We start from the raw sequence: 23168 nt of genomic DNA, 5'->3' as shown, positions 1-23168 counted from the left end.
AAGGTCTGGATGCAGGTTACGGCTGAAGCAGTTCCACCTTCACGTCCCCGGGGAAACCCGTCGTGGGTCCCACGCGGCGGGCGAACTCCGTGACCGCCGCGAGCTGCGGGCCGCCGAAGCGGAAGTCCAGGGTGGTGAAGTACTTCTCCAGGACCTCCTCGTCGAAGTCCTCCCAGCGGGCCGCCTGCTCCGCGACCTTGCCGACCTCCTCCAGGGAGAGGTTGCGGGAGGCGAGGAACGCCTCGTGGACCTTGCGGGTGATGACCGGCTCGCGCTCCAGGTAGTCCCGGCGGGCGGCCCAGACGGCGAAGACGAACGGCAGCCCGGTCCACTCCTTCCAGAGCGAGCCGAGGTCGTGCACCTGGAGGCCGTACTTCGGCCCGTCCAGGAGGTTCGCCCGCAGCGCCGCGTCCCCGATGAGTACGGCCGCCTCCGCCTCCTGCATCATCAGGCTCAGGTCGGGCGGGCAGGTGTAGTAGTCGGGCCGGACGCCGTAGCGCTCGGCGAGGAGGAGCTGGGCGAGGCGTACGGAGGTGCGCGAGGTCGACCCGAGGGCCACCCTCGCTCCGTCGAGTTCGTCCAGCGGGACCTGCGAGACGATGACGCAGGACATGACCGGGCCGTCGCAGCCGACGGCGATGTCGGGGAAGGCGACCAGGTCGTCCGCGTTCTTGAGGAACTCGACCAGGGTGATGGGCCCGATGTCGAGATCTCCCTGCACCAGCTTCTCGCTGAGCTTCTCCGGGGTGTCCTTCGTGAGCTCGAAGTCGAGGAGCGTGCCCGTCCTCGCGAGCCCCCAGTACAGGGGCAGGCAGTTCAGGAACTGGATGTGGCCGACGCGCGGCCGGGTGCGAGAATTGTCCACATCGCGACACTAGACCCCTTGGGGTACGCTTCGGACTCCGGCCCCTGGGTCAACCCCTTTGCGATCTTCAAACATCCGGGTGACGTGATCTTGGCCTCTATTGCTTTCGGCTGCCCGCGTGCTAGGCTCGCCGCAAGTTGCAGTTTGGTTTCCCTTGCAGTACAGAGCCTGCGGAGCATGTAACCGCGGGCTCTAGTCGTTTTCAGAAGAATGCAGTTGTGCGGCACTGTTTTCACACTTGCAGGTTCTGGAGCAGGGCAACCCTTTTGGGCCCAAGGAGGGCTTATGGCTACCGGAACCGTGAAGTGGTTCAACGCCGAAAAGGGCTTTGGCTTCATCGCCCAGGAGGGCGGCGGCCCCGACGTCTTCGTCCACTACTCCGCGATCAACGCGAGCGGCTTCCGTTCGCTGGAGGAGAACCAGCAGGTCTCCTTCGACGTGACCCAGGGCCCGAAGGGCCCGCAGGCGGAGAACGTCACCCCCGTCTGAGCGATCCCGTCTCACAGGCGCTCCAGCCTCTGATCCGGACCTGAATGCAGTACCCAAGGAGCCCCGCGCCGCACGGCAGCGGGGCTCCTGCCTTGTCCGCCCGCGCTCTCACACGTGCTGCATGACGAGTACGAACGTCGTGCCGGGGTCGAGCGCCTCGTACGAATGGGCCACGTCTCCGCGGTACGTCATGTAGTCGCCGGAGCTCAGTTCGGCCTCCTCCCCCGCCGGGCCGGCCTTCACCCTCCCCGTGCTCACGATCAGGTGCTCCACGGTCCCCGGGATGTGCGGTTCCGATTCCCGTACGGCGCCCGGTTCGGCCCGCAGGTGGTAGATGTCCCGGCGCGCGCCGGGCGGGCTGGCGGCGAGCAGGGTGGCCGCGAAGTCGGCCCGCTCCGAGGCGACGGTCGGACCCTGCCCCGCCCTGACCACCCGCACCGACGACACCGGCGGCTCCACCAGCGTGCTGAACGGCACGCCGAGCGCCACCCCGAGCGCCCACAGCGTCTCCACGCTCGGGTTGCCGCTCGCCGCCTCCAGCTGGGACAGCGTGGACTTGGCGATTCCGGCGCGCTTGGCCAGCTCGGAGAGCGAGAGGCCGGCGCGCGTGCGTTCACGGCGGAGCGCGGCGGCGATCCAGTCCAGGGGGCGTTCGGGCATGCTGTTCGCTCCATCGGTACGATCGTTCGCCTTGACGAACACGGCTCCTACCGTCCACTGTAGTGAACATGCGTACGACAGAGCGAACGGCCCTGGTCCGTGACAGCGCGCTCGTCTGGCTCGCGAGCGGGGTCGTCGGCGTCTCCTTCGGCGCGATCGCCGTGACCGGCGGCCTGCCGGTGTGGGTGCCGGTGGTGATGTCCCTGCTCGTCTACGCGGGCTCCGCGCAGTTCAGCGCGGTGGGTGTCCTGCTGGCCGGCGGCGGCCCGATCGCCGCGGCGGCCACGGGACTGTTCCTGAACGCCCGTACGGTCGCCTACGGCCTGGCGGTGGCGGACATCCTCGGCCGGGGCCGGCTCGCCCGTCTCCTCGGCGCGCACCTGGTCACCGACGAGACCGTGGCCTTCGCGCTGGCCCAGCCGGATCCGGCGCGGCGCCGGGCTGCGTTCTGGGTCTCCGGGGTCGGCCTGTTCGCCGTGTGGAACCTCGGCGTCCTGGCCGGGGCCCTTGCCGGGGGCGCACTGGGCGACACCGGCACCTACGGGCTGGACGCCGCCTTCCCGGCCGTCCTCGTGGCCCTGGTGCTGCCCGTCCTGCGTGCGGATCCGGCCGTACGGCGTTCCGCGCTGCTCGGTGCCGGGCTGGCCCTGGCGGTCACCCCGGCCGTCCCGGCGGGGGTGCCGGTGCTGGTGGCACTGGCGGGACTGGTCCTGCACGGCCGAGGGAGGCCCGCGTGAACGCGACGGTCGCCATGATCCTGGCGCTGGCGGCCGGCACGTACGCCTTCCGGCTGGTCGGACCGGCGCTGCACGGCCGGGTGGAACTGCCACCCCGGGTCCAAGAACTGCTGACCGCGGGTGCCGTGGTCCTCCTGACGGCCCTGCTGGCGACGGGAGCCCTGACGGAGTCCGGCGGCTTCGCGGGCTGGGCCCGCCCGGCCGGAGTCCTGGCGGGGGCCGCGCTGGCGTGGCGCAGGGCGCCGTTCGTGGTGGTGGTCCTGGGCGCGGCGGCCACAACTGCCGTACTGCGGGCGGTCGGTGTCGCGTGAGTGTCAGTGGGGGCCGCTAGGGTCCCCGGCCATGACCGACACCGACTTCGTGACCGCCACCCGCACCTTCTACGACACCGTCGCCGAGGACTACGCCGAGCAGTTCCGGGACGTGCTCACCGTCAGTCCGCTGGACCGGGTCCTGCTGTCCGGGTTCGCCGAGCTGGTGGGGGACGGACGAGTCGCCGATCTGGGCTGCGGGCCCGGACGGATCACCGCTCACCTCGCCTCCCTCGGGCTGTCCGTCTTCGGGCTGGACCTCTCGGAGTCGATGCTGGCCATCGCCCGCCGGGAGAACCCGGGGCTGCGGTTCGAGCAGGGCTCGATGCTGGAGCTGGATCTTCCCGACGGGGCGCTCGCCGGTGCCGTGTCCTGGTACTCCTCCATCCACACCCCTGTGGACGAACTCCCGCGTCTGTTCGCCGAGTTCCACCGCGTCCTGGCGCCGGGCGGGCACCTCCTCGTCGCCTTCCAGGCCGGCGACAAGGACCGGCATCACGACCGACCGTGGGGGCGGCCGGTCGCGCTGACCTTCCTGCGGCGGCGGCCGGAGCAGATCGTCGGGTTGCTCCGCGCGGCCGGGTTCTCGCTCGTCTCGCAGACGGTGCGCGAGCCCGGCCCCGAGGAGGTGTCCCAGCAGGCGTTCCTGATCGCCCGCCGCCCCTAGAGCACCCCGGCGAGATCCCGGGCCGCGATGTAGCCGAAGGTCATCGCGGGGCCGATGGTCGAGCCCGCGCCCGCGTAGCTGTGGCCCATGACGGCCGCGCTGGCGTTCCCGGCGGCGTACAGGCCGGGGACGACCGAGCCGTCGGGCCGCAGGACGCGGGCGCGGGCGTCGGTCACCAAACCACCCTTGGTCCCCAGGTCTCCCGGGACGAGCCGGAAGGCGTAGTACGGGGGCAGCCAGAGCGGGGCCAGGCAGGAGTTCGGGAGGACGGACGGGTCCGTGTAGTAGTGGTCGTAGGCGCTGTCACCGCGGCCGAAGTCCGTGTCGTCCCCCTTCAAGGCGAGGGAGTTGAAGCGGTCTACGGTGGAGCGGAGAGCGCCGGCCGGCACGCCGATGGACGCGGCCAGGGCGTCGACCGTCCAGGCCTTGTGGGCGGCGCCCGAGCTGTACCAGTCGGCGGGCAGGACGAAGGTCGGCGCGAGGTCCCGGAAGAGGTACCGGTTGCGGTAGTTCTGGTCCACGATCAGCCAGGACGGGATGTCCGGGTCGGTCGGGTTCCGGTCGTACATGGTGTGGACGACGTCGCTGTAGGGGGCCGCCTCGTTGACGAACCGCCGTCCGGCCGCGTTGACGATGAGCCCGCCGGGCAGGGTGCGTTCGGCGAGGCAGAAGTACGGGTCGTCCGGGAGCGGGATGGCGGGCCCCCACCACGCGTCGTCCATCAGCGCGACAGCGGCACCGAGCCGCTGCCCCGCCCGGATGCCGTCCCCCGTGTTCTCCTTGGCGCCGACGGTCCACTCCGTGCCGATGGGCTGCCGCTGGTACTGGGCCCGCATCGCCGCGTTGTGCTCGAAGCCGCCGGAGCCGACGATCACGCCCCGGCGGGCCCGGAAGAGGCCGCCCGGGGTCACCGCCCCGGCGACGGTGCCGTTCTCGACGTAGAGCTCGGTGAGGGGGGTGCCCAGGCGGACGGGCACGCCTGCGTCCAGGAGCCCCTTCCTCAGCCCGGCGGCCAGCGACTGTCCCATGGTGAGCGGGGTCTGCCCGAGCAGCGCCGCCTTCGTGCCGCGCGCCAGGCACTCGGCGGCGACGGCGGCCCCCTTGACGCTCACCGCGGACAGGGCGAGCCACTTGTAGTCGGCGCTGAACACGACCAGCCCGGCGGGGACGTCGAGGTAGGGCGGGTTCAGGTGGGCGAGCTCGGCGCCGAGGAGTTTGCCGTCGAGCTGGTCGGGCTCGATGGAACGGCCGCCCGGCAGGCCGCCCGGTAGTTCGGGGTAGTAGTCGCTGTACCCCTCCATCCAGCGGAACCGCAGCGGGCTGTTGGCCATGACGAAGGAGATCATCGCCGGGCCGTGCGCGAGGAAGGCCCGCTGCCGGGCCGCGGGGACGTCGGGCCCCACGACGGCGGCGAGGTAGGCGGCCGCCTTGGCCGGGGTGTCCGGGACACCGGCCGCCAGGATGACGGGGTTGTTGGGAATCCAGATCCCGGCCCCCGAACGGGCGGCGGACCCGCCGAAGGTGGGCGCCTTCTCCAGGACCACGGCGGTGAGGCCCTGCTTCACGGCGGTGAGCGCGGCGGTCATGCCGGCGGCGCCGGAACCGATGACGACGACGTCGTACGTCCCGAGCGGTGGCAGGTCGGCGGCGCTCGCGCCCTGCTGCACCCCGGCGGCGACGGCCGCCCCGGCCCCGGCGGCCAGCAGGTGTCTTCGGGTCACGCTCATGGTCGGGTCCCCCCTGCGGTCGGTATGGACGAAGGGTCCGGAACGTCGCGCGGGGCTCTTGAGAAGTCAAGGGGTGTGCAGGACGGAAAGGGTGTCCCGCCAAGCGGGCCGGCTCAGGAGCGGCCGTAAGCGGGTGAGCAGGGCGAGGAGTTCGGGGCCCCAGCGTTCCCGGAAGGCCGGGTCCCGGCGGGCGAGGTCGAGTTCGTTGGCGGCGGTGAGCTCGGCGAAGTCCCGGCACAGGAGGGGCCCAGGGGCGTACGTCCGTCCGGTGAACCGGTCCCGGAAGCGGGGTTCCAGGAGGTGGGGGTAGGTCGCCGCGCGGTCGCAGCTCGCGTAGAAGTGCACGATCGCCTCGGCGTCCGGGCCGATCACGGAGGCGAGTTCGGTGCGCCGGCCGAGCGGGAGCAGGCCGGTGGGGAATCCGTCGGTGCCGTAGAAGGCGTGGCAGAGGCCGGCGATCTGGAGGTCGGGGCGGGCTTCCCAGAGGGCGAGTTGGATGCGGACGCGTTCGAGGTGGGCGAGGAGGGTGCCGCCGGGGTGGGGAGTGCGGTCGGCACCGAGCCGCCGCAACAGGGCTCTGGCGTGTTCCGTGGTGCTCGCCTGCATGGGCATCGAACTCCTCGGCGAAAGAGGTGGGTTGGGTCGGCACCCGCTCCGTCCCGGGTGTGGGAGCGGGTTGCCGCCCGGGCCCTGAGGAGATCGTCGTACGGGCCGCGCCCCCAGTCAATCCTAAGAATTTGTCACTGGATCCAAGTGCTAGCTTGGGGGCCATGACCCTCGACGACCTGCGTGTCTTCGTGGCCGTGTGCCGCGCCGGGAGCCTCAGTGCGGTGGCCCGTGAGCTGGACTGCACCCAGTCCGCGGTGAGCCAGCACGTGAAGAGGCTGGAGCGGGAGACGGGGGTCGGTCTGCTGGAGCGGCAGCCCCGGGGGGTCGTGCCCACACAGGCGGGGCGGGTGCTGGAGGCCGCCGCGGCGGAGGGCATCGCCGGGCTGGACCTCGCCCTGCGGCGGCTGCGGGAGCTGGTCGACGGGGAGAGCGGCTCGGTACGGGTGGCCACCGGCGCGACGACCGTACGGCACTTCATGGCGGACGCGGTCGTCGCCTTCCGACGGCAACACCCGCGCGTCAGCCTGGAGTTCAGGACCGAGAGCTCCAGCCGGGCCTGCTTCGACGCGCTGGCCGACAGCAGTCTCGACCTGGCGTGGATCACGCTCGGCGCACCGGTGCGGGGCATCGAGCAGCGGCCCGTGATGGAGCTGCCGTGGGTGCTGGCGGTACGGGCCGACGACCCCCTCGCCGAGCGCACGCACGTGGAGGCGGCCGACCTGTCCGGGCTGCGGCTGATCCGGCTCCCGCCGAACTCCACCTCCGCCGCCCATCTGGACGCGGCCTGCGCGGAGTCGGGTGTCCGGTTCAGCTTCGACACGAGCGTTGCCGACTGGGACACGGCCCTGCTGCTGGCCGAACTGGGGCTGGGACGGGCGGTGGTGCCCGCGCTGCCGGGCCTGCCCGTGCCCGGCGACCGGGGCGACCTGCGCCTGGTGCCCCTGCCCGCGCTGCGCCCGCTCTCCGTCGGCTGGGCGGTCCGCCGCTGGGACGCGCTGTCGCCGTCGGCGCGGGCGTTCGCGGACACGGTGGCGGACACCTGCCGGAGCTGATCCCGGACACGCGCCCGCGCTCACCCCAGCCCGATCTCGGCCCACACCGTCTTGCCGACGTCCCGCTCCATGACGCCCCAGGTGTCGGCGAGGAGGGTGACGAGGATCAGTCCCCGGCCGCGTTCGTCGTCCTCGCGGTGGGCGAAGCGGAGCCGCCGGTCGCCCCTCGGATCGCTCACCTCGACACGGAGCGTGTTCTCCGGAAGGAGCAGGAGGCGCAGCTCGAAGTCCCGTCCCGGTACCCGCCCGTGGGTCACCGCGTTGGCGGCGAGCTCCGCGACGAGGTGTTGCGCGGTGTCGTTCACCTCGGTGCCGTGGGGATGTCCCCACGTCTCCAACTGCGCGGCGGTGAGCCTGCGGGCCAGGCGGGCGCCTCGCGGGGTGGCACTCAGACGCTGGGTCAGTTCGTCGAGGGGGGTGGAGATTTCGGTGTTCACGTGACTGAGCGTGCTCGGTTGTCTCTACGCTGACCAGGGGCGACTCGGCGACGCCGGGTAACTGTACGGATGCGCAGCGTGTGGTGTACGTGCTGTCGGCTGAGAGGAGTGCGACGCGTGGGTGAGCGGAGGCCGGAGACGCCTGCGGAGGCGGACGGGACGGTGGGCTTGTTCGTCGCACTGGGCAAGATGGTGCGGCTGCTGCGGGAGCGGAAGGGGCTGACGCAGAAGGAGTTCGGGGAACTGGTGGGGTACGGCCCCGACGCGGTCTCGGCGATGGAGCGGGGCGTACGGACACTCCGGCCGGAGGTCTTGCTGAAGGCGGACGAACTGCTCGACGCGGGGGGCCTGTTGAAGGAGGTCGTCCCGGAGGTCGAGGAGGCGATGACCAAGTCCCGGACCCGGCATCCGGAGTGGTACCGCAGTTACGCGGGGCTGGAGGCGGAGGCCGTGTCGCTCTACGACTACAGCGTCATGGGCGTGCTGGGCCTGCTCCAGACGGAGGACTACGCGCGGGCCGTGTTCACGCAACGGCACCCACCGCTCGACGAGGAGACCATCGAGAAGCGTGTCGCCGACCGGCTCTCCCGCCAGCAGCTCTTCGAGAAATGGCCACCGCCGGAATGCAGCTTCGTCCTTGAACAGGCGGTACTGGAACGGCCGATCGGCGGCCCGTCGGTGCACGCGGGCCAGCTGCGACGGCTGTTGGACCTAGGGCGTATGCGGAACGTCCAGCTTCAGGTGATGCCAACCGCTCGGGCCGAACACCCCAGCCTTGGCGGCTCGTTCACGCTGCTCATCCCCAAGGGAAAGGAGCAGGTGGCGTACATGGAGATCCAGGGATACCCACGCCTCATCACCGGCCGAGAAGAGGTGCGCGTCCTTGCCGCTCGCTATGGGATCATCCGAGCTCAGGCCCTCAACCCGCACGAGTCCCTGGACTTGATCGAGAAGATGCTGGAAGAGCGATGACCATAGAGAAGTTGACCTGGTTCAAGTCGAGCTACAGCGACGGCGAGGGCGGCCAGTGCCTGGAAGTCGCCGTCACCCCGGACACCATCCACCTCCGCGACTCCAAGCGCACGGACCCCACCGCCCCTCACCTCACCCTCTCCCCCACGGCCTGGTCGGCCTTCGTCGCCCAGGCGGCTCAGCGCTCGTAGAGCCCCTCGATCTCCCCCGCGAAGTCCCGCATGACCGCCTCCCGGCGCAGCTTCATCGACGGGGTCAGATGGCCGGCCGCCTCGGTGAGGTCGGTCGGCAGGACGGTGAAACGGCGGATGGACTCGGGGCGGGAGACCATCTTGTTCGCCTCGTCCACCGCGCGTTGCAGGACCTGCCGCAACTCGTCGTCGTTCACGAGGAGTTCCGCGGGCACGGGGTGCTTGCCGTTCATCTGGCGCCAGTGGTTGACGCCGTCCATGTCGAGGCTGATCAGCGCCGAGATGTAGGGGCGGCGGTCACCGAGGACCATGCACTGCGAGATCAGGGGGTGGGAGCGGAGCCAGTTCTCCAGCGGGGCCGGGGCGACGTTCTTGCCGCCGGCCGTGATCAGGATCTCCTTCTTGCGGCCGGTGATGGTCAGATAGCCCTCGTCGTCCAGCTGTCCGATGTCACCGGTCGGGAACCAGCCGTCGGCGGAGGCGGGGGCCACGCCCTCGCCGTAGGGGTCCCAGTAGCCGCGGAACACCTGGCCGCCGCTCAGCAGGATCTCGCCGTCCGCCGCGATGCGGATCCTGGTGCCGGGCAGGGGCCAGCCCACCGTGCCCAGACGGGACTTGAGCGGGGGCGTCACCGTGGCCGCGCCCGTCGACTCGGTCAGTCCGTAGCCCTCGTAGATCTCCATGCCCGCGCCCGCGTAGAAGGCCGCGAGACGGCGGCCGAGCGGGGAGCCGCCGGAGATGATGTGCCGGATCCTGCCGCCCATGGCGTTGCGGATACGGCGGTACACCAGCGGGTCGTAGAAGGTGCGGGCCGCCCTCAGGGCCGCGCCCGGACCGGAGCCGGTGCCCGCGTTACGGGCCTCCACCGCCTCGCCGTAGCGCACGGCGACATTGGTCGCGCGGTCGAAGACGGTGACCCGGCCGCCGCTCTCCGCCTTGGCGCGCGCGTTGTTGAAGACCTTCTCCAGCATGTACGGGATCACGAGGAGGAAGGTCGGCTTGAAGCTGGCGAGGTCGGCCAGCAGGTCCTCGGCCTGGAGGCTCGGCGCGTGCCCGAGGCGGACCCGGGCGCGGACGCAGGCGATGGCGACCATGCGGCCGAAGACGTGCGAGATGGGCAGGAAGAGGAGGGTCGCGAGGTCCGCCTCCTGCGACTTCGACTTGAAGACGGGGTAGAGGAGTTCGACCGCGTTGTCGATCTCGGCGAGGAAGTTGCCGTGGCTGAGCACACAGCCCTTGGGGCGGCCGGTGGTGCCGGAGGTGTAGACGACGGTGGCGACCGTGCCCGGGCCCAGCATGCCCCGCCGTACGCCGATCTCCTGCTCGGGGACGGCCTGGCCGAGCTCGGCCAGACGGTCCACATGGCCCTTCTCCATGACCCACATGTGGCGCAGGTCCGGGAGGCGGCTGAGCTCGGGGCCGAGGGCGGCGGCCTGGGCGGCCGTCTCCGTGACCAGGGCGACCGCGCCGGAGTCCTGGAGGATGAACCGGGTCTGGAAGACGGAGGACGTGGGGTAGATGGGGACCGTCACCAGGCCCGCGGCCCAGGCGGCGAAGTCCAGGAGCGTCCACTCGTACGTCGTACGCGCCATGATCGCGACCCGGTCGCCCGGCATCAGGCCCTCGGAGATCAGCCCCTTGGCCACCGCCAGCACCTGCTGGGCGAACTCGGCCGCCGTGAGGTCGACCCAGCGGCCGTCCTCGGTGCGGCGGCTCATCACCCGCTGCTGCGGCGCCGCCTCCGCGTTGTCGAACGGCAGGTCGGCGAGCGAGCCATGGGTCACCGGCGGGACCAGCGGCGGCACGGACACCTCGCGGACCTCACCGTCCAGCCGCACGATCTCTGGTTCCACGAGCACGGGCGCGCCGTCGTAGTCGTGGCCGGACACGTACGAGAGGGACATGGTCAGCTCCTGGGACGTGCAGCTCGGTACCGCTCCGCTGCATGAGGTACGCAGGGGACGTACCGGGGCGTTCACCCGCGAGTGCGCCGGGAAGGGTTACCAGGGGTTAGGACGGTGATCCTAAGTGGCTCAAGTGATGGGTCTGTGCGGGTTCGTTGATGGTCCGGAGCCAGGACTGTGCAATCTCGACCGCAAGATGAGGCTTTGTCAGCTGTCGACCTCTACGGCCGCTCGAGAATCGCCGTGACGCCCTGGCCGCCCGCCGCGCACACCGAGATCAGCCCGCGGCCCGGGCCCTCCCGCTCGGCCAGCAGCTTCGCGAGGGTGGCCACGATCCGCGCACCGGTCGCCGCGAAGGGGTGCCCCGTGGCCAGGGAGGAGCCGGTGACGTTGAGCCGGGCCCGGTCCACCGGGGCCAGACCCCGCTTCTCCCAGGCCGCGAGGGTCGCGAGGACCTGGGAGGCGAAGGCCTCGTGGATCTCGATCAGGTCGAAGTCCTCGATGCCGAGCCCGGCCCGCTCCAGCATCCGGGGCACGGCGTGGGCGGGGGCCATGAGCAGCCCGTCCTCCCCCTGCGTCACATCCCCCCGCACGAAGTCCACGGCCGCCGTCCCGTAGGCCGTGAGGTACGCCAGGACCGGAAGGCCGCGCGCCTCGGCCCACTCCTCCGACGCCAGCAGCACGACCGCGGCGCCGTCCGTCAGCGGGGTGGAGTTCCCGGCCGTCATGGTGGGTTCGGGGCCCTTGAGGCCGAACACCGGCTTGAGCGCGGCGAGTTTCGCGGCCGTCGAGTCGGGACGGAGGTTCTGGTCGCGGGCCAGACCCCGGAAGGGGACCACCAGGTCGTCGAAGAAGCCGCGCTCGTAGGCCGCCGCGAGCCGCTGGTGGCTCGTCGCCGCCAGTTCGTCCTGGGCCTCGCGGCTCACGCCCCACGCGCGGGCGGTGACGGCGGCGTGCTCCCCCATCGACAGACCGGTGCGGGGCTCGGCGTTGCGCGGGATGTCGGGCACGAGGTGGGCGGGGCGGATACGGGCGAGCGCCTTGAGGCGGGCGCCGGCCGACCTCGCGCGCCGCGCCTCCAGCAGGATGCGGCGCAGGTCGTCGTTGACGCCGAGGGGTGCGTCGCTCGCGGTGTCCGCGCCGCCCGCGATCGCGGAGTCCGTCTGGCCGAGGGTGATCTTGTTGGCTGCGGCGACGACGGCCTGGAGCCCGGTGCCGCACGCCTGCTGGATGTCGTACGCCGGGGTGCGCGGGTCCAGCTTCGAGCCGAGGACCGTCTCGCGGGCGAGGTTGAAGTCCCGGGCGTGCTTGAGGACGGCTCCGGCGACGAACTCCCCCACGGCACCCGGCTCCTGGAGCCCGTGGCGCTCCACCAGGGCGTCGAGGGCGGCGGTGAGCATCTCCTGGTTCGAGGCGGTGGCGTACGGGCCGTCCGAGCGGGCGAAGGGGACGCGACTGCCCGCGACGATCGCCACGCGCCGGGCCACCGGCGGCTCCAGGGGGCTCATCTCCACCAGCTCCTCACCTCGTACATCGACTTACCTACGGTAACCTTACTCCAGAGTAAGGAATCTGCGACCGACCCGGGAGATGGACATGGCCGACCGCTATCTGAGCTTCACCGGTACCGCGCCGGGTCGGTTCCTCACCCGCCGCCTCGGGCTGCCGCAGCCGGCGGCGCTGCACCGCTGGTCACCGCAGACCCCGGGGTTCGAGGGCGGGGTGCTCCAGCTCACGGCGGGCAAGTCGGAGCTGTCCGGGCCGAAGTTCCCGGCCGCGTCGGACACCCCCGCCGCGGTCCTCCTCGACGCCACCGGGGTCCGGGACGTCGAGGGGCTCGCGGAGGTCCACGCGGCCCTGCACCCGGTCGTGCGCTCGGTCGCCGCGAGCGGACGGATCGTCGTCCTGGGCGCACCGCTCGATCCCGCCGACCACCACCAGGCCGCCGCCCAGCAGGCGTTGGAGGGATTCACGCGCTCCCTCGGCAAGGAGATCGGGCGGGGCAGGACGGTCAACCTCGTACGGCTGACCGACGCGTCCGCCGCCGAGTCGACCCTGCGCTTCCTGCTCTCCCCCAAGTCCGCGTACGTCAGCGGCCAGGTGATCGAGGTCGGGCAGCCGCAGGAGGCCGACTTCGACCGGGACCTGCCGCTCGCCGGGCGGACGGCCCTGGTGACGGGCGGGGCGCGGGGCATCGGCGCGGCGGTCGCCGAGACGCTGGCCAGGGACGGGGCGCGGGTGGTCGTACTCGATGTGCCGGGGGCGTCGGCGGACGCCGAGCAACTGGCCGGGCGGCTCGGGGGCAGTGCCCTCGCACTGGACATCACGGCTCCGGACGCGGGCGCGCGGATCGCCGAGGCGCTGCCGGACGGACTGGACGTGCTCGTCCACAACGCGGGCATCACCCGGGACCGGCGGCTGGTCAACATGCCCGCGGAGCGCTGGAGTTCGGTGCTCGACGTGAACCTGGCGAGTGTGCTGCGCACGACGGACGCGCTGCTGGAAACGGGCACGCTGCGACGGGGCGGGCGGATCGTCGCCACCGCGTCCATCGCGGGGCTCGCGGGCAACGCCGGGCAGACCAACTACGGCGCGAGCAAAGCCGGTGTCGTCGGGCTGGTGCGCTCCCTGGCGCCCCGGGCGCTGGCCGAGCACGGGGTCACGGTGAACGCCGTCGCCCCGGGATTCATCGAGACGAAGATGACGGCGGCGATCCCGCTGTTCATCCGGGAGGCGGGGCGGCGGATGAACTCCCTCGGACAGGGCGGCCTGCCCGTCGACGTGGCCGAGACGACGGCCTGGCTGGCTCACCCCGCCTCCGGTGCGGTGAACGGCCAGGTCGTACGGGTGTGCGGCCAGAGCCTGTTGGGAGCCTGACGGAGATGCACTCCAACAACACACGGGCCGAGCGGTCCCACGGCGGCCCGCGGACCGTCCTCACCCGGGTCCCCTCCCTCCTCCCCCTCCTGGCCGCGGGCGCCCTGCGCTCCCCCTTCAAGCGGCCCTCCGCCACCGCGGACTTCCCCCGGACCCGTCTCGTGCTGCCCCGGCTGCGGGTGGACCTCGCGCGACTGGCCGCCTACGAGCGGGTGTGCGGCTTCCCGACCGGGGAGGACGCGCTGCCGGTGACGTATCCGCATGTGCTGGGCTTCCCGCTGGCCATGAGCCTGATGAGCGGGCGGGACTTCCCGCTGCCGCTGCTCGGGCTGGTGCACACGTCGATCGAGATCACCCGCTACCGGGAGCTGACCGCGTCGGGCGAGTACGAACTCACCGTGCACGTGGACGGCCTGGCGCCGCACCGACGCGGCACGGAGGCCTCGGTCGTCACCGAGCTGCGGGTGGGCGAGGACGTCGTGTGGGAGTCGGTGAGCACCTATCTGGCACGACACCGCACGACGAAAGCCGGCGGGGAGCGGGCGCGGGGCCGGGATCAGGACCGGGTGCGGGGCCGGGACCAGGACCGGGACGGCCGGGGCCAGGACGGGGATCAGGACCCGGCGCAGGGCCGGGACCAGGGCCGGGACGGCCATGGCCAGGGCCGGGACCAGGACCCGGCGCAGAGCCGGGACCAGGGCCGGGATCGAGACCCGGCGCAGGGCCGGGACCAGGACCGGGACGGCCGAGGCCAGGGCCGGGATCAGGACCCGGCGCAGGGCCGGGGCCGGGGCTGGGATCAGGAGGAGCACGGGCCGCTGCCCGGGGTCGCCGAGTGGCGGCTGGCCGGGGACGTCGGGCGGCGTTACGCCGCCGCGTCCGGCGACCGCAACCCGATCCACCTGTACCCGCTCACGGCCCGCCTCTTCGGCTTCGAGCGGGCCATCGCGCACGGCATGTGGACGGCGGCCCGCTGTCTCGCGGCGCACGGCACCCCCCAGGCGGTGCTGGTGCGGGCCGAGTTCAGGGCGCCGGTGCTGCTGCCGGGGACGGTGACGTACGCGGCGGACGGCGAGCGGTTCGAGCTGTGCGACGGCGAGCGCGTGCACGTGACCGGCGGGGTGTACCCGCTGACCGGGCCCGGAGCGCCGGGCGCCCTCAGCTGACCTGGACCGGGACGCTCCCGGACGGCGTGTCCCTGAGGGTCCACGGCCGGCCCTCCATGAGGTTGCCGAGCCCGGCCCACGCGAAGTTCATCAGGGTCGCCGCGGACTGCCTCGCCGTCACGCCCGCGGTCGCGTTGGCCCAGGCGGCGAGGGACTCGGCGGCGCCGACGAGGGCCTCGGCGAGGCCGGCGACCTCGCGCTCGGGCAGGTCGGGGTCGCGGTGCGCCTCGCGGGCCGCGACCACGATCAGATGCGTCACGAACGCGACGATCTCCTCGCGCATCGCGGTGACCTCGGCGGCGAACGCCTCACCGTGGATCCGGGCCTGGAGATGCAGCACGGACCAGCCGTGCGGGTGCTGGGAGGTGTGCGTGAAGAACGCCAGCAGCCCGTCCCACAGCTGGCGGTCGGCGGGCAGATCGGTCCGCACCCCGGTCCGCACGGCCTCGGTGAGCGCGGCGGCCTCCCGGCGGATGCACGCGGTGAACAGGTCTTCCTTGGAGTTCAGGTACAGGTAGACCAAGGGCTTGGAGACACCGGCGAGTTCGGCGATCTCGTCCATCGAGGCGGCCATGTACCCGCGCTGCCCGAAGATCTCCACGGCGGCGTCCAGCATCTGCTGCTCCCGCACGGCACGCGGCATGCGCTTGCTCTTCACGACACCCATGCGCAAAGCCTACGGTCACCCGGGCACGGCGGCGGGGGCGTTGGGCTCAGGAGGTCTGCGGGGCCTGGCCCTTGGAGGGGGCGGTCTCGTCGGCGGCCTCGTCCTCCTGGCTGCGGTTCGCCTCCAGGTTGGCCTTCATCCGGTCGACCCGCTGGACGACCTGGATGGAGGCGCGGTCGCGCTCCTTGCGCAGCACCACGAAGCTGATGGGGGCCGACAGCAGCAGGGAGAGCAGGACGATCCACATGCCGTTGGAGTCGCCGAGGCCGCGCGGGGCGAGGCCGGAGTAGACGAGGCCCCAGACGACCACGAGGCAGCCCACGAAGATCCCGAGGCGCATCAGCGTGTAGCGGAGCATGTCAATCCACTCTTCCGGTTCAAAAACGGGGCACCGTCCAGTGAAGCACGCCGGGCGCCCGATCTTCGACGGGGGTCAGGTGAGGGGCAGCAGCATGATCACGTCGTCGCGGTCGTCACCGGGGGCGACCCGTATCGCTCCGGGGATCCGGCCGACCTCCTTGTAGCCGCAGGAGCCGTAGAAACGCTCCAGACCGAGGCCGCCGCGGCAGGTGAGCCGTATCGCCTCGACGTTCTCGAAGGTGCGGGCCGCGTCGGCCGCCGCCGCCAGGAGGTCGCGGCCGTAGCCCCTGCCCTGGTGGCGGGGGTGGACCATGACCGTGTACAGCCACACCCAGTGGGTCATGAGGCGGTGCGTGTTGAAGGTGAGGAAGCCGGTGGCGGCGACCTTGCCGTCCTCGTCGTGTCCCACGAGCAGCCGGCTGCGGCCGTCCGCCATCGCCGCGAAGTGCTTCACCAGCTCGGGGCGTACGGTCTCCCGCTCCACGGGCGGGACGAAACCGACGGCACCGCCGGCGTTGCTGACGTCCGTCCACAGGTCGAGGATGCCGTCCCGGAGGGCGGGAGTGACGGCCGGGTCGAGAGTAAACGTAAGGGACACCGCAGCATCGTAAGCCTTACGCCAACACGCGTGCCGCGACCTCCAGGTCCGCCACCAGTCCCCGGTACGCGGCCTCCCTGTCGTCGGCGCGCAGCACGGCCGAGGGGTGCACCGTCGGCACCAGCCGCTCCCGCCTGCCGTGGATCTCCTCCTCCAGCACGGACCCGCGCACCTGCGTGACACGGAAGGAGGAGCCGAGGAGGGCCTTGCCCGCGGTGGCCCCGAGGACGACGATCAGCTCCGGTTCGACGAGTGCCAGCTCCTTGGCGAGCCAGGGCCCGCAGGCCGTCATCTCCCTCAGCGTGGGCGCCTTGTGGATCCGCCGCTTGCGTGGCTCGGCCTGCGTGAACTTGAAGTGCTTCACGGCATTGGTGACATAGGCGTGCGCGGGATCGATCCCGGCCTCCGTGAGCGCCCGGTCCAGCAGCTTCCCTGCGGGCCCCACGAACGGCTTCCCCTGCCGGTCCTCCTGATCCCCGGGCTGCTCCCCCACGAGCATCACGCGCGCGTGGGGGTCGCCGACCCCGAAGACGACCTGAGTGGCATCGCGATGAAGCGGGCACCCACGACATGCACCGGCGGCCCGCCGCAGAGCGGGAAGGCCACCGCGCTCCGGGAGAAACGGTTCAGCGGTATACGCGTCCTCGGGCGCCTTCGAAGTCATGCGCCCCGGGTACCCACCTGAGGGGCGCGGGGAACTGCGCGACCAGCCCCCACGCACCCGCGGCCGACCGGCGACCTCACACCCGCATCGGCTGAGGAGACTCCCGGCGCCCCGCGTCCGGACCGTCGTACTCCCGGATGATCTCGTACCGCGTGTTCCGCTCCACCGGCCGGAAGCCCGCGTCCCGGATCAGGTCCAGCAGGTCCTCGCGGGTCAGCTTGTTCGGCGTGCCGTAGTTGTCGGCGTCGTGGGTGATCTTGTACTCGACCACCGAGCCGTCCATGTCGTCCGCGCCGTGCTGGAGGGCGAGCTGGGCGGTCTGGACGCCGTGCATGACCCAGAAGACCTTGACGTGCGGGACGTTGTCGAACAGCAGGCGGGAGACCGCGAAGGTCTTCAGGGCCTCCGCGCCCGTCGCCATCTGCGTCCGCGCCTGGAGGCGGTTCCTGACCTTGCCGTCCTTCACGTCCACGAAGTCGTGCTGGTAGCGCAGCGGGATGAAGACCTGGAAGCCGCCGGTCTCGTCCTGGAGCTCACGCAGGCGCAGCACGTGGTCGACGCGGTGGCGGGGCTCCTCGATGTGGCCGTACAGCATGGTGCTCGGGGTCTTCAGACCCTTCTCGTGGGCCAGGCGGTGGATCCGGGACCAGTCCTCCCAGTGGGTGCGGTGGTCCACGATGTGCTGGCGGACCTCCCAGTCGAAGATCTCCGCGCCACCGCCGGTGAGGGACTCCAGACCGGCGTCGATCAGCTCGTCGAGGATCTCGGAGGCCGACAGACCCGAGATCGTCTCGAAGTGGTGGATCTCCGTGGCGGTGAAGGCCTTCAGCGAGACGCCGGGCAGCGCCGCCTTCAGCTCGCGCAGCGACCGCGGGTAGTAGCGCCAGGGCAGGTTCGGGTGCAGGCCGTTGACGATGTGGAGCTCGGTGAGGTTCTCGCCCTCCATCGCCTTGGCGAGCTTGACCGCCTCCTCGATGCGCATCGTGTACGCGTCCTTCTCCCCCGGCTTGCGCTGGAAGGAGCAGTAGGCGCAGGACGCCGTGCACACGTTGGTCATGTTGAGGTGGCGGTTCACGTTGAAGTGGACCACGTCGCCGTTCTTCCGCGTCCGCACCTCGTGCGCGAGACCGCCGAGCCAGGCCAGGTCGTCCGACTCGTACAACGCGATGCCGTCCTCACGGGTCAGCCGCTCACCGGCCCTGACCTTCTCCTCCAGCTCGCGCTTGAGCCCGACGTCCATGGGGGTCACACCTTTCTCCGACGACTGCGACAACCGTACGTCCATGCCTCTACGCCTCTTCGGGCAGTTCCCCGACCCGGTTCTCCCACTTCGTGGAGAGCACGATCGTGGTACGGGTCCGGGAGACCCCCTCGGTCCCGGACAGCCGCCGGATGATCTTCTCCAGGCCGTCGACGTCGGGTGCCCGCACCTTCAGCATGTACGAGTCGTCGCCCGCGATGAACCAGCAGTCCTCGATCTCGGTGAGGTCCCTGAGCCGGCGTGCCACGTCCTCGTGGTCCACCGCGTCGGACAGCGAGATGCCGATCAGCGCGGTGACGCCGAGGCCGAGCGAGGCGGCGTCGACGGTGGCCCGGTAACCGGTGATGACACCGGCCGCCTCCAGCCGGTTGATGCGGTCGGTGACGCTGGGTCCCGACAGACCGACGAGGCGCCCCAGCTCCGCGTAGGAGGCCCGGCCGTTCTCCCTCAGGGCCTGGATGAGCTGCCTGTCCACCGCGTCCATGGGATCGAAGCCTTCCGCTGAAAAGTGCCTGAAGTGATGAGAGGTACTGCCCGTACTGCCACTTGCCCTACTGACCCGGTGTGCCGCCGCCCAGTTCGCCCCGCCAGCGCCGGTACAGGTCGTGTCCGACGCCCGCCGCGTCCAGCACCCGCCCGGCGACGAAGTCCACCAGGTCCTGGATGTGGGTGGCGCCCGCGTAGAAGCCCGGCGAGGCCGGGACCACGCTCGCGCCGGCGTCGTCGAGCGCGACGAGGTGCCGCAGGGTCTGGCCGTTCAGGGGGGTCTCCCGCACCGCCACGACCAGCGGCCGCCGCTCCTTCAGCGTGACGCTCGCGGCCCGCTGGAGCAGGTCCTTGGAGAGACCGAGGGCGACTCCGGCGACACAGGCGGTGGAGGCGGGGACGATCAGCATCCCCTTGCTCGGGTACGACCCCGAGGACGGCCCCGCGGCCAGGTCCCCGGGGTGCCAGTACCGCACGGCGTCGGTGTCGACGTCGAAGGCGGCCGGCTTGCCGTCGGCTCCCCGGGCCAGCCATTCCCGCAGGTCCTCGCGCCAGTGCGCGTCCCGGAACGAGATCCCCGTCTCGTCGAGGAGGGTGAGCCGCGAGGCACGGGAGACCACCAGGTCGACGCTCTCACCGGCGGCGAGCAGCGCACGCAGCACGGACGCGGCATACGGGGTGCCGGAGGCGCCGGACACCCCTACGATCCAAGGCGTACGCCGTGTCTCTCCTGGCTTGACTGGGTTCACACCCCCGAGCCTATCCGGCGCCACAGGGTGGGAACCGGCCAAGGGGGTCGGGGCGTTCCTCTCAGGGGAGGGGGTTGCCATGACGGGCAGGGAACTGGAGTGGTCGCGCGGTGACCGTGCGAGGGCCGCGGCCAAGCTGATGGTCGGCTGGGTCGCGCTGCTGTGGCTGCTCGAAGTGGTGGACGTGGCGAGCGGCCACGCCCTGGACGGCCTCGGCATCACGCCTCGCACCCCGTCCGAGCTGATCGACGTCGTCCCGGCCGCCTTCCTCCACTTCGGCTTCGCCCACGTGGCCGCGAACAGCGTCCCGCTGCTGGTCATGGGATTCCTCGCGGCCCTCGGCGGACTGCGCCGCTTCGCCGCCGTCTGCGCCCTGATCATCGTGGCCGACGGCCTGGGCGTCTGGCTCATAGCACCGGCCCACACCAACACGGCGGGGGCGTCGGGCCTGATCTTCGGCCTGTTCGGCTACCTGGTGGTGAGCGGCTTCGTGGAGCGCAGGCCGCTGGGCGTCCTGGTGGGCCTCCTCGTCGCGGCGGTCTGGGGCACGTCGATCCTGGTGGGCCTGGCACCGACCCAGTCGGGGGTCAGCTGGCAGGGGCATCTGCTGGGCCTGGTGGCGGGAGTGGCGACGGCGTTCCTGTTCAAGCGCCGGACCGGGGGCGGAGGGGTTCAGGTCTGAGGTATCGCCAACCATGTCCAGGCGATTTCGTTGGCGTCGTCGATCGGACGCCGAGGACCTGCACCCGCCCAGGGGCGCGGGGAACTGCGCGACAAGCCCCCACCGTCCCGCAGTCCGCGACGAACCCGCGGACCCGGGTTCAGACCGTCAAGCCCCGCACCAGGAGATCCAGCAGCGCACACACGAACAGGGCGATCCCGATGAAGCCGTTGACGCTGAAGAACGCCCGGTTCAGGCGTGACAGGTCGTGCGGCCGCACGATCGAGTGCTCGTACACGAACGCCCCGGCGACGATCATCAGGCCGACCCAGAAGAAGCCGCCCGCCTCCGTCGCGACGGCGTACCAGACCAGCAGCCCCATGGTCAGGGCGTGACAGACCCGGGCGCCCCAGATCGCCGCCGGGATGCCGAACCGCGCCGGTACGGACATGACACCGATCTCCCGGTCCGTCTCCACGTCCTGGCAGGCGTAGATGAGGTCGAACCCTCCGATCCAGATGCCGACCGCGAGGCCGAGGATCACCGCGTCCCAGGACCAGGAACCGGTGATCGCGAGCCAGCCGCCGATCGGACCCATCGCCTGGGCGAGACCGAGGATGGCCTGGGGGAAGTTCGTGAACCGCTTGCCGTACGGGTAGACCACCATCGGGATCACCGCGACGGGCGCCAGGGCCAGGCACAGCGGGTTCAGCAGCGCCGCCGAGCCGAGGAAGACCACGACCGCGACCAGCGCCCCGGTCCAGGCGTGCTTCACCGACATCGCCCCGGTGACCAACTCGCGCTGGGCGGTCCGGGGGTTCCGCGCGTCGATCTCGCGGTCGATGATCCGGTTGACCGCCATCGCGAAGGTGCGCAGGCCGACCATGCAGATCGTCACCAGGAGCAGCCGCCCCCAGTGGATGTTCCTGTCCCACTCGAACATCGCGGTGAGCGCGGCGATGTAGGCGAAGGGCAGCGCGAAGACCGAGTGCTCGATCATGACCAGCCGCAGGAAGCCCTTCACCTTCCCGGTCGGCTGCGGCGCCGGGCCCGGGCCCACGACCCCGTCGGCGGTGGTCATCATGCGAGGCTCCCGAGGAAGGCGTCGAGGTCGGTGAGGAGTGCGGCGGCGGACAGCGGGCCCGTCTCCACGGTCTGAGGTGTCCCGGTGTCGTCGGGCGGGGTGACGTGCGCGGTGAAGGCGTAGGCGTCCGGGCCGGACGGGCTGGCGTCCAGCCGCAGGGCCGCTCCGCCGTCGACCGTGAACGGACCGGACGCCGCGGTGAGTTCCGCGCGCAGCCGCTCCGCGAAGTCGGCGGGTTCCGCGTCGCGCACGCCGGGCAGCTCGAAGCCGTCGCCCTCGCCGCCGTGCTCGAAGAGGACCGCCCAGGTGTCACCGGGGCCGGCGAGCTCCTCGGGCGTGACGCCCGCCTGTTCGGCGGCCTGCCGGACGCCCGGGTCGGCCGGGTCCAGTTCGGGCCGCACGAGCGCCACGTAGTCGGTGTCGGTGCCGATGAACAGGGCAGGGCCGCCCGCCGCGATGGGGCTCACAGGCCGTACTCCTTCCACCGGCGGTCGACCTTCGCCGCCGTCTCGGGGTCGGACAGCACCATGTCGGGCCAGCCGCCGTCCCGGGTGTAGCCCTCCTCGGGCCACTTCTTCGTCGCGTCGATGCCCGCCTTGCCGCCCCAGAACTGCTGGTAGGAGGCGTGGTCGAGGTGATCGACCGGCCCCTCGACGACCGAGAGGTCACGGGAGTAGTCCGTGTTGCCCAGCGCCCGCCAGGCGACCTCGTGCAGATCGTGCACGTCGCAGTCGGCGTCGACGACCACGATCAGCTTGGTCAGCGACATCATGTGTGCCCCCCAGACCGCGTGCATCACCTTCTGCGCGTGCTTCGGGTACTTCTTGTCGATCGAGACGATCGCGCAGTTGTGGAAGCCGCCCGCCTCGGGCAGGTGGTAGTCCACGATGTCCGGGACGATGATCTTCAGCAGCGGGAGGAAGAAGCGTTCCGTCGCACGGCCCAGCGGACCGTCCTCGGTCGGGGGGCGGCCCACGACGATCGACTGGAGCAGCGGCCGCTTCCGCATCGTCACGCAGTCGATCGTCAGCGCCGGGAACGGCTCCTGCGGGGTGTAGAAGCCGGTGTGGTCGCCGAACGGACCCTCCGGCAGCATCTCGCCGGGCTCCAGCCAGCCCTCGATGACCACCTCGGCCTGCGCCGGGACCTGGAGCGGGACCGTCTTGCAGTCCACCATCTCGATCCGCTTGCCCGCGATGAACCCGGCGAAGAGGTACTCGTCGATGTCCCCGGGGAGCGGGGCCGTGGAGGCGTAGGTGACGGCGGGCGGGCAGCCGAAGGCGATCGCGACCGGGAGGCGCTCACCGCGCCGGGCGGCGACCTGGTAGTGGTTGCGGCTGTCCTTGTGGATCTGCCAGTGCATGCCGATCGTGCGCTTGTCGTGGCGCTGGAGGCGGTACAGACCGAGGTTGCGGATCCCGGTCTCCGGGTCCTTGGTGTGGGTCAGTCCCAGGTTGAAGAAGGACCCGCCGTCCTTGGGCCAGGTGAAGAGCGCGGGCAGCCGGTCGAGGTCCACGTCGTCGCCGGTGAGGACGACCTCCTGGACCGGGGCGTCTGCGGCCTTCACCTTCTTCGGCGGCACGTGGGTCATCGCGCCGAGCTTCCCGAAGGCCTCGCGCACCCCGACGAAGCCCTGCGGGAGCTCGGGGCGCAGCAGCCCGCCGATCTTGTCGGAGATGTCGCCGTACGACTTCAGGCCGAGGGCCTTGAGGAGCCGGCGGTCGGTCCCGAAGACGTTCATGGCGAGCGGCATGGCCGACCCGCGGACGTTCTCGAAGAGCAGTGCGGGGCCGCCCGCCTTCTGCACGCGGTCGACGATCTCCCCGACCTCCAGATACGGGTCGACCTCGGCCTTGATCCGCTTGAGGTCTCCCTCGCGTTCCAGTGCCCTGAGCAGGGAGCGAAGATCGTCGTAAGCCATGGGGTCCAGTATCCCCGAGCCGCTACCCTGACCCCGTCAGGGGCCCGTCACAG

Annotated in this window: 27 protein-coding genes; 10 read left to right on the top strand and 17 right to left on the bottom strand. The window is 71.5% G+C overall.

The genetic code is table 11. From position 1 onward, the window contains the following. Positions 1–16: 16 nt before the first annotated feature. Positions 17–865, bottom strand: a complete 849-nt coding sequence (locus M2163_RS28850) for a menaquinone biosynthesis protein (RefSeq protein ID WP_280849956.1) — start codon at positions 863–865, stop codon at positions 17–19. Between the two features lie 285 nt (positions 866–1150). Between M2163_RS28850 and M2163_RS28845 the strand changes: the two genes are divergently transcribed. After that, positions 1151–1354, top strand: coding sequence for a cold-shock protein (locus M2163_RS28845; protein ID WP_003992177.1), 204 nt, complete (start codon positions 1151–1153; stop codon positions 1352–1354). Positions 1355–1462: 108 nt separating this feature from the next. Here the strand turns inward: M2163_RS28845 and M2163_RS28840 are convergent, their stop codons facing one another. Further along, a complete protein-coding gene (locus M2163_RS28840; RefSeq protein ID WP_280849957.1) occupies positions 1463–2014 on the bottom strand; it encodes an XRE family transcriptional regulator in 552 nt (183 codons plus the stop codon). Positions 2015–2082: 68 nt separating this feature from the next. Between M2163_RS28840 and M2163_RS28835 the strand changes: the two genes are divergently transcribed. The 3 genes from M2163_RS28835 to M2163_RS28825 are packed head-to-tail and all read left to right on the top strand — an operon-like array spanning position 2083 to position 3729. Further along, positions 2083–2751 (top strand): AzlC family ABC transporter permease, encoded by a 669-nt coding sequence (locus M2163_RS28835; RefSeq protein WP_280895443.1) that lies wholly within the window; start codon positions 2083–2085, stop codon positions 2749–2751. Continuing rightward, positions 2748–3062, top strand: coding sequence for an AzlD domain-containing protein (locus M2163_RS28830; protein ID WP_280895442.1), 315 nt, complete (start codon positions 2748–2750; stop codon positions 3060–3062). Before M2163_RS28835 ends, M2163_RS28830 begins: the two co-directional genes overlap by 4 nt. Before the next feature lie 31 nt (positions 3063–3093). Further along, positions 3094–3729 (top strand): class I SAM-dependent methyltransferase, encoded by a 636-nt coding sequence (locus M2163_RS28825; protein WP_280895441.1) that lies wholly within the window; start codon positions 3094–3096, stop codon positions 3727–3729. Here the strand turns inward: M2163_RS28825 and kstD are convergent. After that, positions 3726–5456 carry a 3-oxosteroid 1-dehydrogenase gene (gene kstD, locus M2163_RS28820; protein WP_280895440.1) on the bottom strand — a complete coding sequence of 577 codons (1731 nt, stop codon included), beginning with the start codon at positions 5454–5456 and terminating at the stop codon, positions 3726–3728. The two genes, M2163_RS28825 and kstD, sit on opposite strands and share 4 nt — an antisense overlap. Before the next feature lie 66 nt (positions 5457–5522). Continuing rightward, on the bottom strand, positions 5523–6068 hold the full coding sequence (locus M2163_RS28815; protein ID WP_280895439.1) for a DUF6817 domain-containing protein: 546 nt from the start codon (positions 6066–6068) through the stop codon (positions 5523–5525). Positions 6069–6226: 158 nt separating this feature from the next. Between M2163_RS28815 and M2163_RS28810 the strand changes: the two genes are divergently transcribed. Further along, positions 6227–7117 (top strand): LysR family transcriptional regulator, encoded by an 891-nt coding sequence (locus M2163_RS28810; RefSeq protein ID WP_280895438.1) that lies wholly within the window; start codon positions 6227–6229, stop codon positions 7115–7117. Between the two features lie 20 nt (positions 7118–7137). On the opposite strand, the gene M2163_RS28805 is transcribed toward M2163_RS28810, so the two are convergent. Beyond that, complete coding sequence (locus M2163_RS28805; protein WP_280895437.1) at positions 7138–7554, bottom strand: ATP-binding protein; 417 nt, start codon at positions 7552–7554, stop codon at positions 7138–7140. A gap of 69 nt (positions 7555–7623) precedes the next feature. Between M2163_RS28805 and M2163_RS28800 the strand changes: the two genes are divergently transcribed. Then, positions 7624–8526 carry a helix-turn-helix transcriptional regulator gene (locus M2163_RS28800; RefSeq protein ID WP_280895436.1) on the top strand — a complete coding sequence of 301 codons (903 nt, stop codon included), beginning with the start codon at positions 7624–7626 and terminating at the stop codon, positions 8524–8526. Beyond that, a complete protein-coding gene (locus M2163_RS28795) occupies positions 8523–8717 on the top strand; it encodes a DUF397 domain-containing protein (RefSeq protein ID WP_280895435.1) in 195 nt (64 codons plus the stop codon). Before M2163_RS28800 ends, M2163_RS28795 begins: the two co-directional genes overlap by 4 nt. On the opposite strand, the gene M2163_RS28790 is transcribed toward M2163_RS28795, so the two are convergent. Together M2163_RS28790 and M2163_RS28785 are read right to left on the bottom strand one after the other, a co-directional pair. Then, complete coding sequence (locus tag M2163_RS28790; protein ID WP_280849968.1) at positions 8705–10621, bottom strand: AMP-dependent synthetase/ligase; 1917 nt, start codon at positions 10619–10621, stop codon at positions 8705–8707. The two genes, M2163_RS28795 and M2163_RS28790, sit on opposite strands and share 13 nt — an antisense overlap. A gap of 221 nt (positions 10622–10842) precedes the next feature. Next, the gene (locus M2163_RS28785; RefSeq protein WP_280895434.1) at positions 10843–12129 is read right to left on the bottom strand and encodes an acetyl-CoA C-acetyltransferase; all 1287 of its coding nucleotides are present in this window, start codon (positions 12127–12129) and stop codon (positions 10843–10845) included. Between the two features lie 88 nt (positions 12130–12217). On the opposite strand from M2163_RS28785, the gene M2163_RS28780 reads away from it, so the two are divergent. Beyond that, positions 12218–13498, top strand: coding sequence for a 3-oxoacyl-ACP reductase (locus tag M2163_RS28780; RefSeq protein ID WP_280895433.1), 1281 nt, complete (start codon positions 12218–12220; stop codon positions 13496–13498). Between the two features lie 5 nt (positions 13499–13503). Beyond that, entirely contained in the window at positions 13504–14664 is a 1161-nt protein-coding gene (locus tag M2163_RS28775; protein WP_280895432.1) for a MaoC/PaaZ C-terminal domain-containing protein, read from the top strand. On the opposite strand, the gene M2163_RS28770 is transcribed toward M2163_RS28775, so the two are convergent. From M2163_RS28770 to M2163_RS28740, 7 genes are all read right to left on the bottom strand, one after another. Then, positions 14657–15331 carry a TetR/AcrR family transcriptional regulator gene (locus M2163_RS28770; RefSeq protein WP_280849970.1) on the bottom strand — a complete coding sequence of 225 codons (675 nt, stop codon included), beginning with the start codon at positions 15329–15331 and terminating at the stop codon, positions 14657–14659. The two genes, M2163_RS28775 and M2163_RS28770, sit on opposite strands and share 8 nt — an antisense overlap. A gap of 46 nt (positions 15332–15377) precedes the next feature. Continuing rightward, positions 15378–15689: a DUF4229 domain-containing protein gene (locus tag M2163_RS28765; protein ID WP_280849971.1), complete on the bottom strand. Its 312-nt coding sequence runs from the start codon at positions 15687–15689 to the stop codon at positions 15378–15380. A 75-nt stretch (positions 15690–15764) separates the two neighbouring features. Continuing rightward, on the bottom strand, positions 15765–16289 hold the full coding sequence (locus tag M2163_RS28760; RefSeq protein WP_280849972.1) for a GNAT family N-acetyltransferase: 525 nt from the start codon (positions 16287–16289) through the stop codon (positions 15765–15767). A 16-nt stretch (positions 16290–16305) separates the two neighbouring features. Beyond that, positions 16306–16953 carry a UdgX family uracil-DNA binding protein gene (locus M2163_RS28755; protein WP_280849973.1) on the bottom strand — a complete coding sequence of 216 codons (648 nt, stop codon included), beginning with the start codon at positions 16951–16953 and terminating at the stop codon, positions 16306–16308. A gap of 76 nt (positions 16954–17029) precedes the next feature. Further along, complete coding sequence (gene mqnE / locus M2163_RS28750) at positions 17030–18193, bottom strand: aminofutalosine synthase MqnE (protein ID WP_280849974.1); 1164 nt, start codon at positions 18191–18193, stop codon at positions 17030–17032. A 49-nt stretch (positions 18194–18242) separates the two neighbouring features. Continuing rightward, positions 18243–18698: an Lrp/AsnC family transcriptional regulator gene (locus M2163_RS28745; protein ID WP_037720768.1), complete on the bottom strand. Its 456-nt coding sequence runs from the start codon at positions 18696–18698 to the stop codon at positions 18243–18245. A gap of 67 nt (positions 18699–18765) precedes the next feature. Further along, the gene (locus tag M2163_RS28740; protein ID WP_280849975.1) at positions 18766–19449 is read right to left on the bottom strand and encodes a UbiX family flavin prenyltransferase; all 684 of its coding nucleotides are present in this window, start codon (positions 19447–19449) and stop codon (positions 18766–18768) included. Between the two features lie 79 nt (positions 19450–19528). On the opposite strand from M2163_RS28740, the gene M2163_RS28735 reads away from it, so the two are divergent. Continuing rightward, complete coding sequence (locus M2163_RS28735; RefSeq protein ID WP_280849976.1) at positions 19529–20131, top strand: rhomboid family intramembrane serine protease; 603 nt, start codon at positions 19529–19531, stop codon at positions 20129–20131. Between the two features lie 139 nt (positions 20132–20270). Here the strand turns inward: M2163_RS28735 and mqnP are convergent, their stop codons facing one another. The 3 genes from mqnP to M2163_RS28720 are packed head-to-tail and all read right to left on the bottom strand — an operon-like array spanning position 20271 to position 23115. Beyond that, positions 20271–21194 (bottom strand): menaquinone biosynthesis prenyltransferase MqnP, encoded by a 924-nt coding sequence (gene mqnP / locus M2163_RS28730; protein ID WP_280849977.1) that lies wholly within the window; start codon positions 21192–21194, stop codon positions 20271–20273. Then, positions 21191–21661 carry a hypothetical protein gene (locus M2163_RS28725; protein WP_280895431.1) on the bottom strand — a complete coding sequence of 157 codons (471 nt, stop codon included), beginning with the start codon at positions 21659–21661 and terminating at the stop codon, positions 21191–21193. The genes mqnP and M2163_RS28725 overlap by 4 nt, the downstream gene beginning before the upstream one ends. Then, entirely contained in the window at positions 21658–23115 is a 1458-nt protein-coding gene (locus M2163_RS28720) for a menaquinone biosynthesis decarboxylase (RefSeq protein ID WP_280895430.1), read from the bottom strand. Before M2163_RS28720 ends, M2163_RS28725 begins: the two co-directional genes overlap by 4 nt. Between the last annotated feature and the right edge of the window lie 53 nt (positions 23116–23168).

It is taken from the genome of Streptomyces sp. SAI-135 (assembly GCF_029893805.1).
Taxonomy (GTDB): Bacteria; Actinomycetota; Actinomycetes; order Streptomycetales; family Streptomycetaceae; genus Streptomyces.
Note: the sequence above shows the minus strand (reverse complement) of the source record. Positions and strands in the feature narration are given on the sequence as shown.

Excerpts from the sequence above, each read along its gene's own strand:
- M2163_RS28845 (WP_003992177.1), top strand. The coding sequence starts at position 1,151 with ATGGCTACCGGAACCGTGAAGTGGTTCAACGCCGAAAAGGGCTTTGGC.
- M2163_RS28840 (WP_280849957.1), bottom strand. The coding sequence starts at position 2,014 with ATGCCCGAACGCCCCCTGGACTGGATCGCCGCCGCGCTCCGCCGTGAA.
- M2163_RS28835 (WP_280895443.1), top strand. The coding sequence starts at position 2,083 with ATGCGTACGACAGAGCGAACGGCCCTGGTCCGTGACAGCGCGCTCGTC.
- M2163_RS28825 (WP_280895441.1), top strand. The coding sequence starts at position 3,094 with ATGACCGACACCGACTTCGTGACCGCCACCCGCACCTTCTACGACACC.
- kstD (WP_280895440.1), bottom strand. The coding sequence starts at position 5,456 with ATGAGCGTGACCCGAAGACACCTGCTGGCCGCCGGGGCCGGGGCGGCC.
- M2163_RS28815 (WP_280895439.1), bottom strand. The coding sequence starts at position 6,068 with ATGCCCATGCAGGCGAGCACCACGGAACACGCCAGAGCCCTGTTGCGG.
- M2163_RS28810 (WP_280895438.1), top strand. The coding sequence starts at position 6,227 with ATGACCCTCGACGACCTGCGTGTCTTCGTGGCCGTGTGCCGCGCCGGG.
- M2163_RS28800 (WP_280895436.1), top strand. The coding sequence starts at position 7,624 with ATGCGCAGCGTGTGGTGTACGTGCTGTCGGCTGAGAGGAGTGCGACGC.
- M2163_RS28795 (WP_280895435.1), top strand. The coding sequence starts at position 8,523 with ATGACCATAGAGAAGTTGACCTGGTTCAAGTCGAGCTACAGCGACGGC.
- M2163_RS28790 (WP_280849968.1), bottom strand. The coding sequence starts at position 10,621 with ATGTCCCTCTCGTACGTGTCCGGCCACGACTACGACGGCGCGCCCGTG.
- M2163_RS28785 (WP_280895434.1), bottom strand. The coding sequence starts at position 12,129 with ATGAGCCCCCTGGAGCCGCCGGTGGCCCGGCGCGTGGCGATCGTCGCG.
- M2163_RS28780 (WP_280895433.1), top strand. The coding sequence starts at position 12,218 with ATGGCCGACCGCTATCTGAGCTTCACCGGTACCGCGCCGGGTCGGTTC.
- M2163_RS28775 (WP_280895432.1), top strand. The coding sequence starts at position 13,504 with ATGCACTCCAACAACACACGGGCCGAGCGGTCCCACGGCGGCCCGCGG.
- M2163_RS28770 (WP_280849970.1), bottom strand. The coding sequence starts at position 15,331 with ATGGGTGTCGTGAAGAGCAAGCGCATGCCGCGTGCCGTGCGGGAGCAG.
- M2163_RS28765 (WP_280849971.1), bottom strand. The coding sequence starts at position 15,689 with ATGCTCCGCTACACGCTGATGCGCCTCGGGATCTTCGTGGGCTGCCTC.
- M2163_RS28755 (WP_280849973.1), bottom strand. The coding sequence starts at position 16,953 with ATGACTTCGAAGGCGCCCGAGGACGCGTATACCGCTGAACCGTTTCTC.
- mqnE (WP_280849974.1), bottom strand. The coding sequence starts at position 18,193 with ATGGACGTCGGGCTCAAGCGCGAGCTGGAGGAGAAGGTCAGGGCCGGT.
- M2163_RS28745 (WP_037720768.1), bottom strand. The coding sequence starts at position 18,698 with ATGGACGCGGTGGACAGGCAGCTCATCCAGGCCCTGAGGGAGAACGGC.
- M2163_RS28735 (WP_280849976.1), top strand. The coding sequence starts at position 19,529 with ATGACGGGCAGGGAACTGGAGTGGTCGCGCGGTGACCGTGCGAGGGCC.
- mqnP (WP_280849977.1), bottom strand. The coding sequence starts at position 21,194 with ATGATGACCACCGCCGACGGGGTCGTGGGCCCGGGCCCGGCGCCGCAG.
- M2163_RS28720 (WP_280895430.1), bottom strand. The coding sequence starts at position 23,115 with ATGGCTTACGACGATCTTCGCTCCCTGCTCAGGGCACTGGAACGCGAG.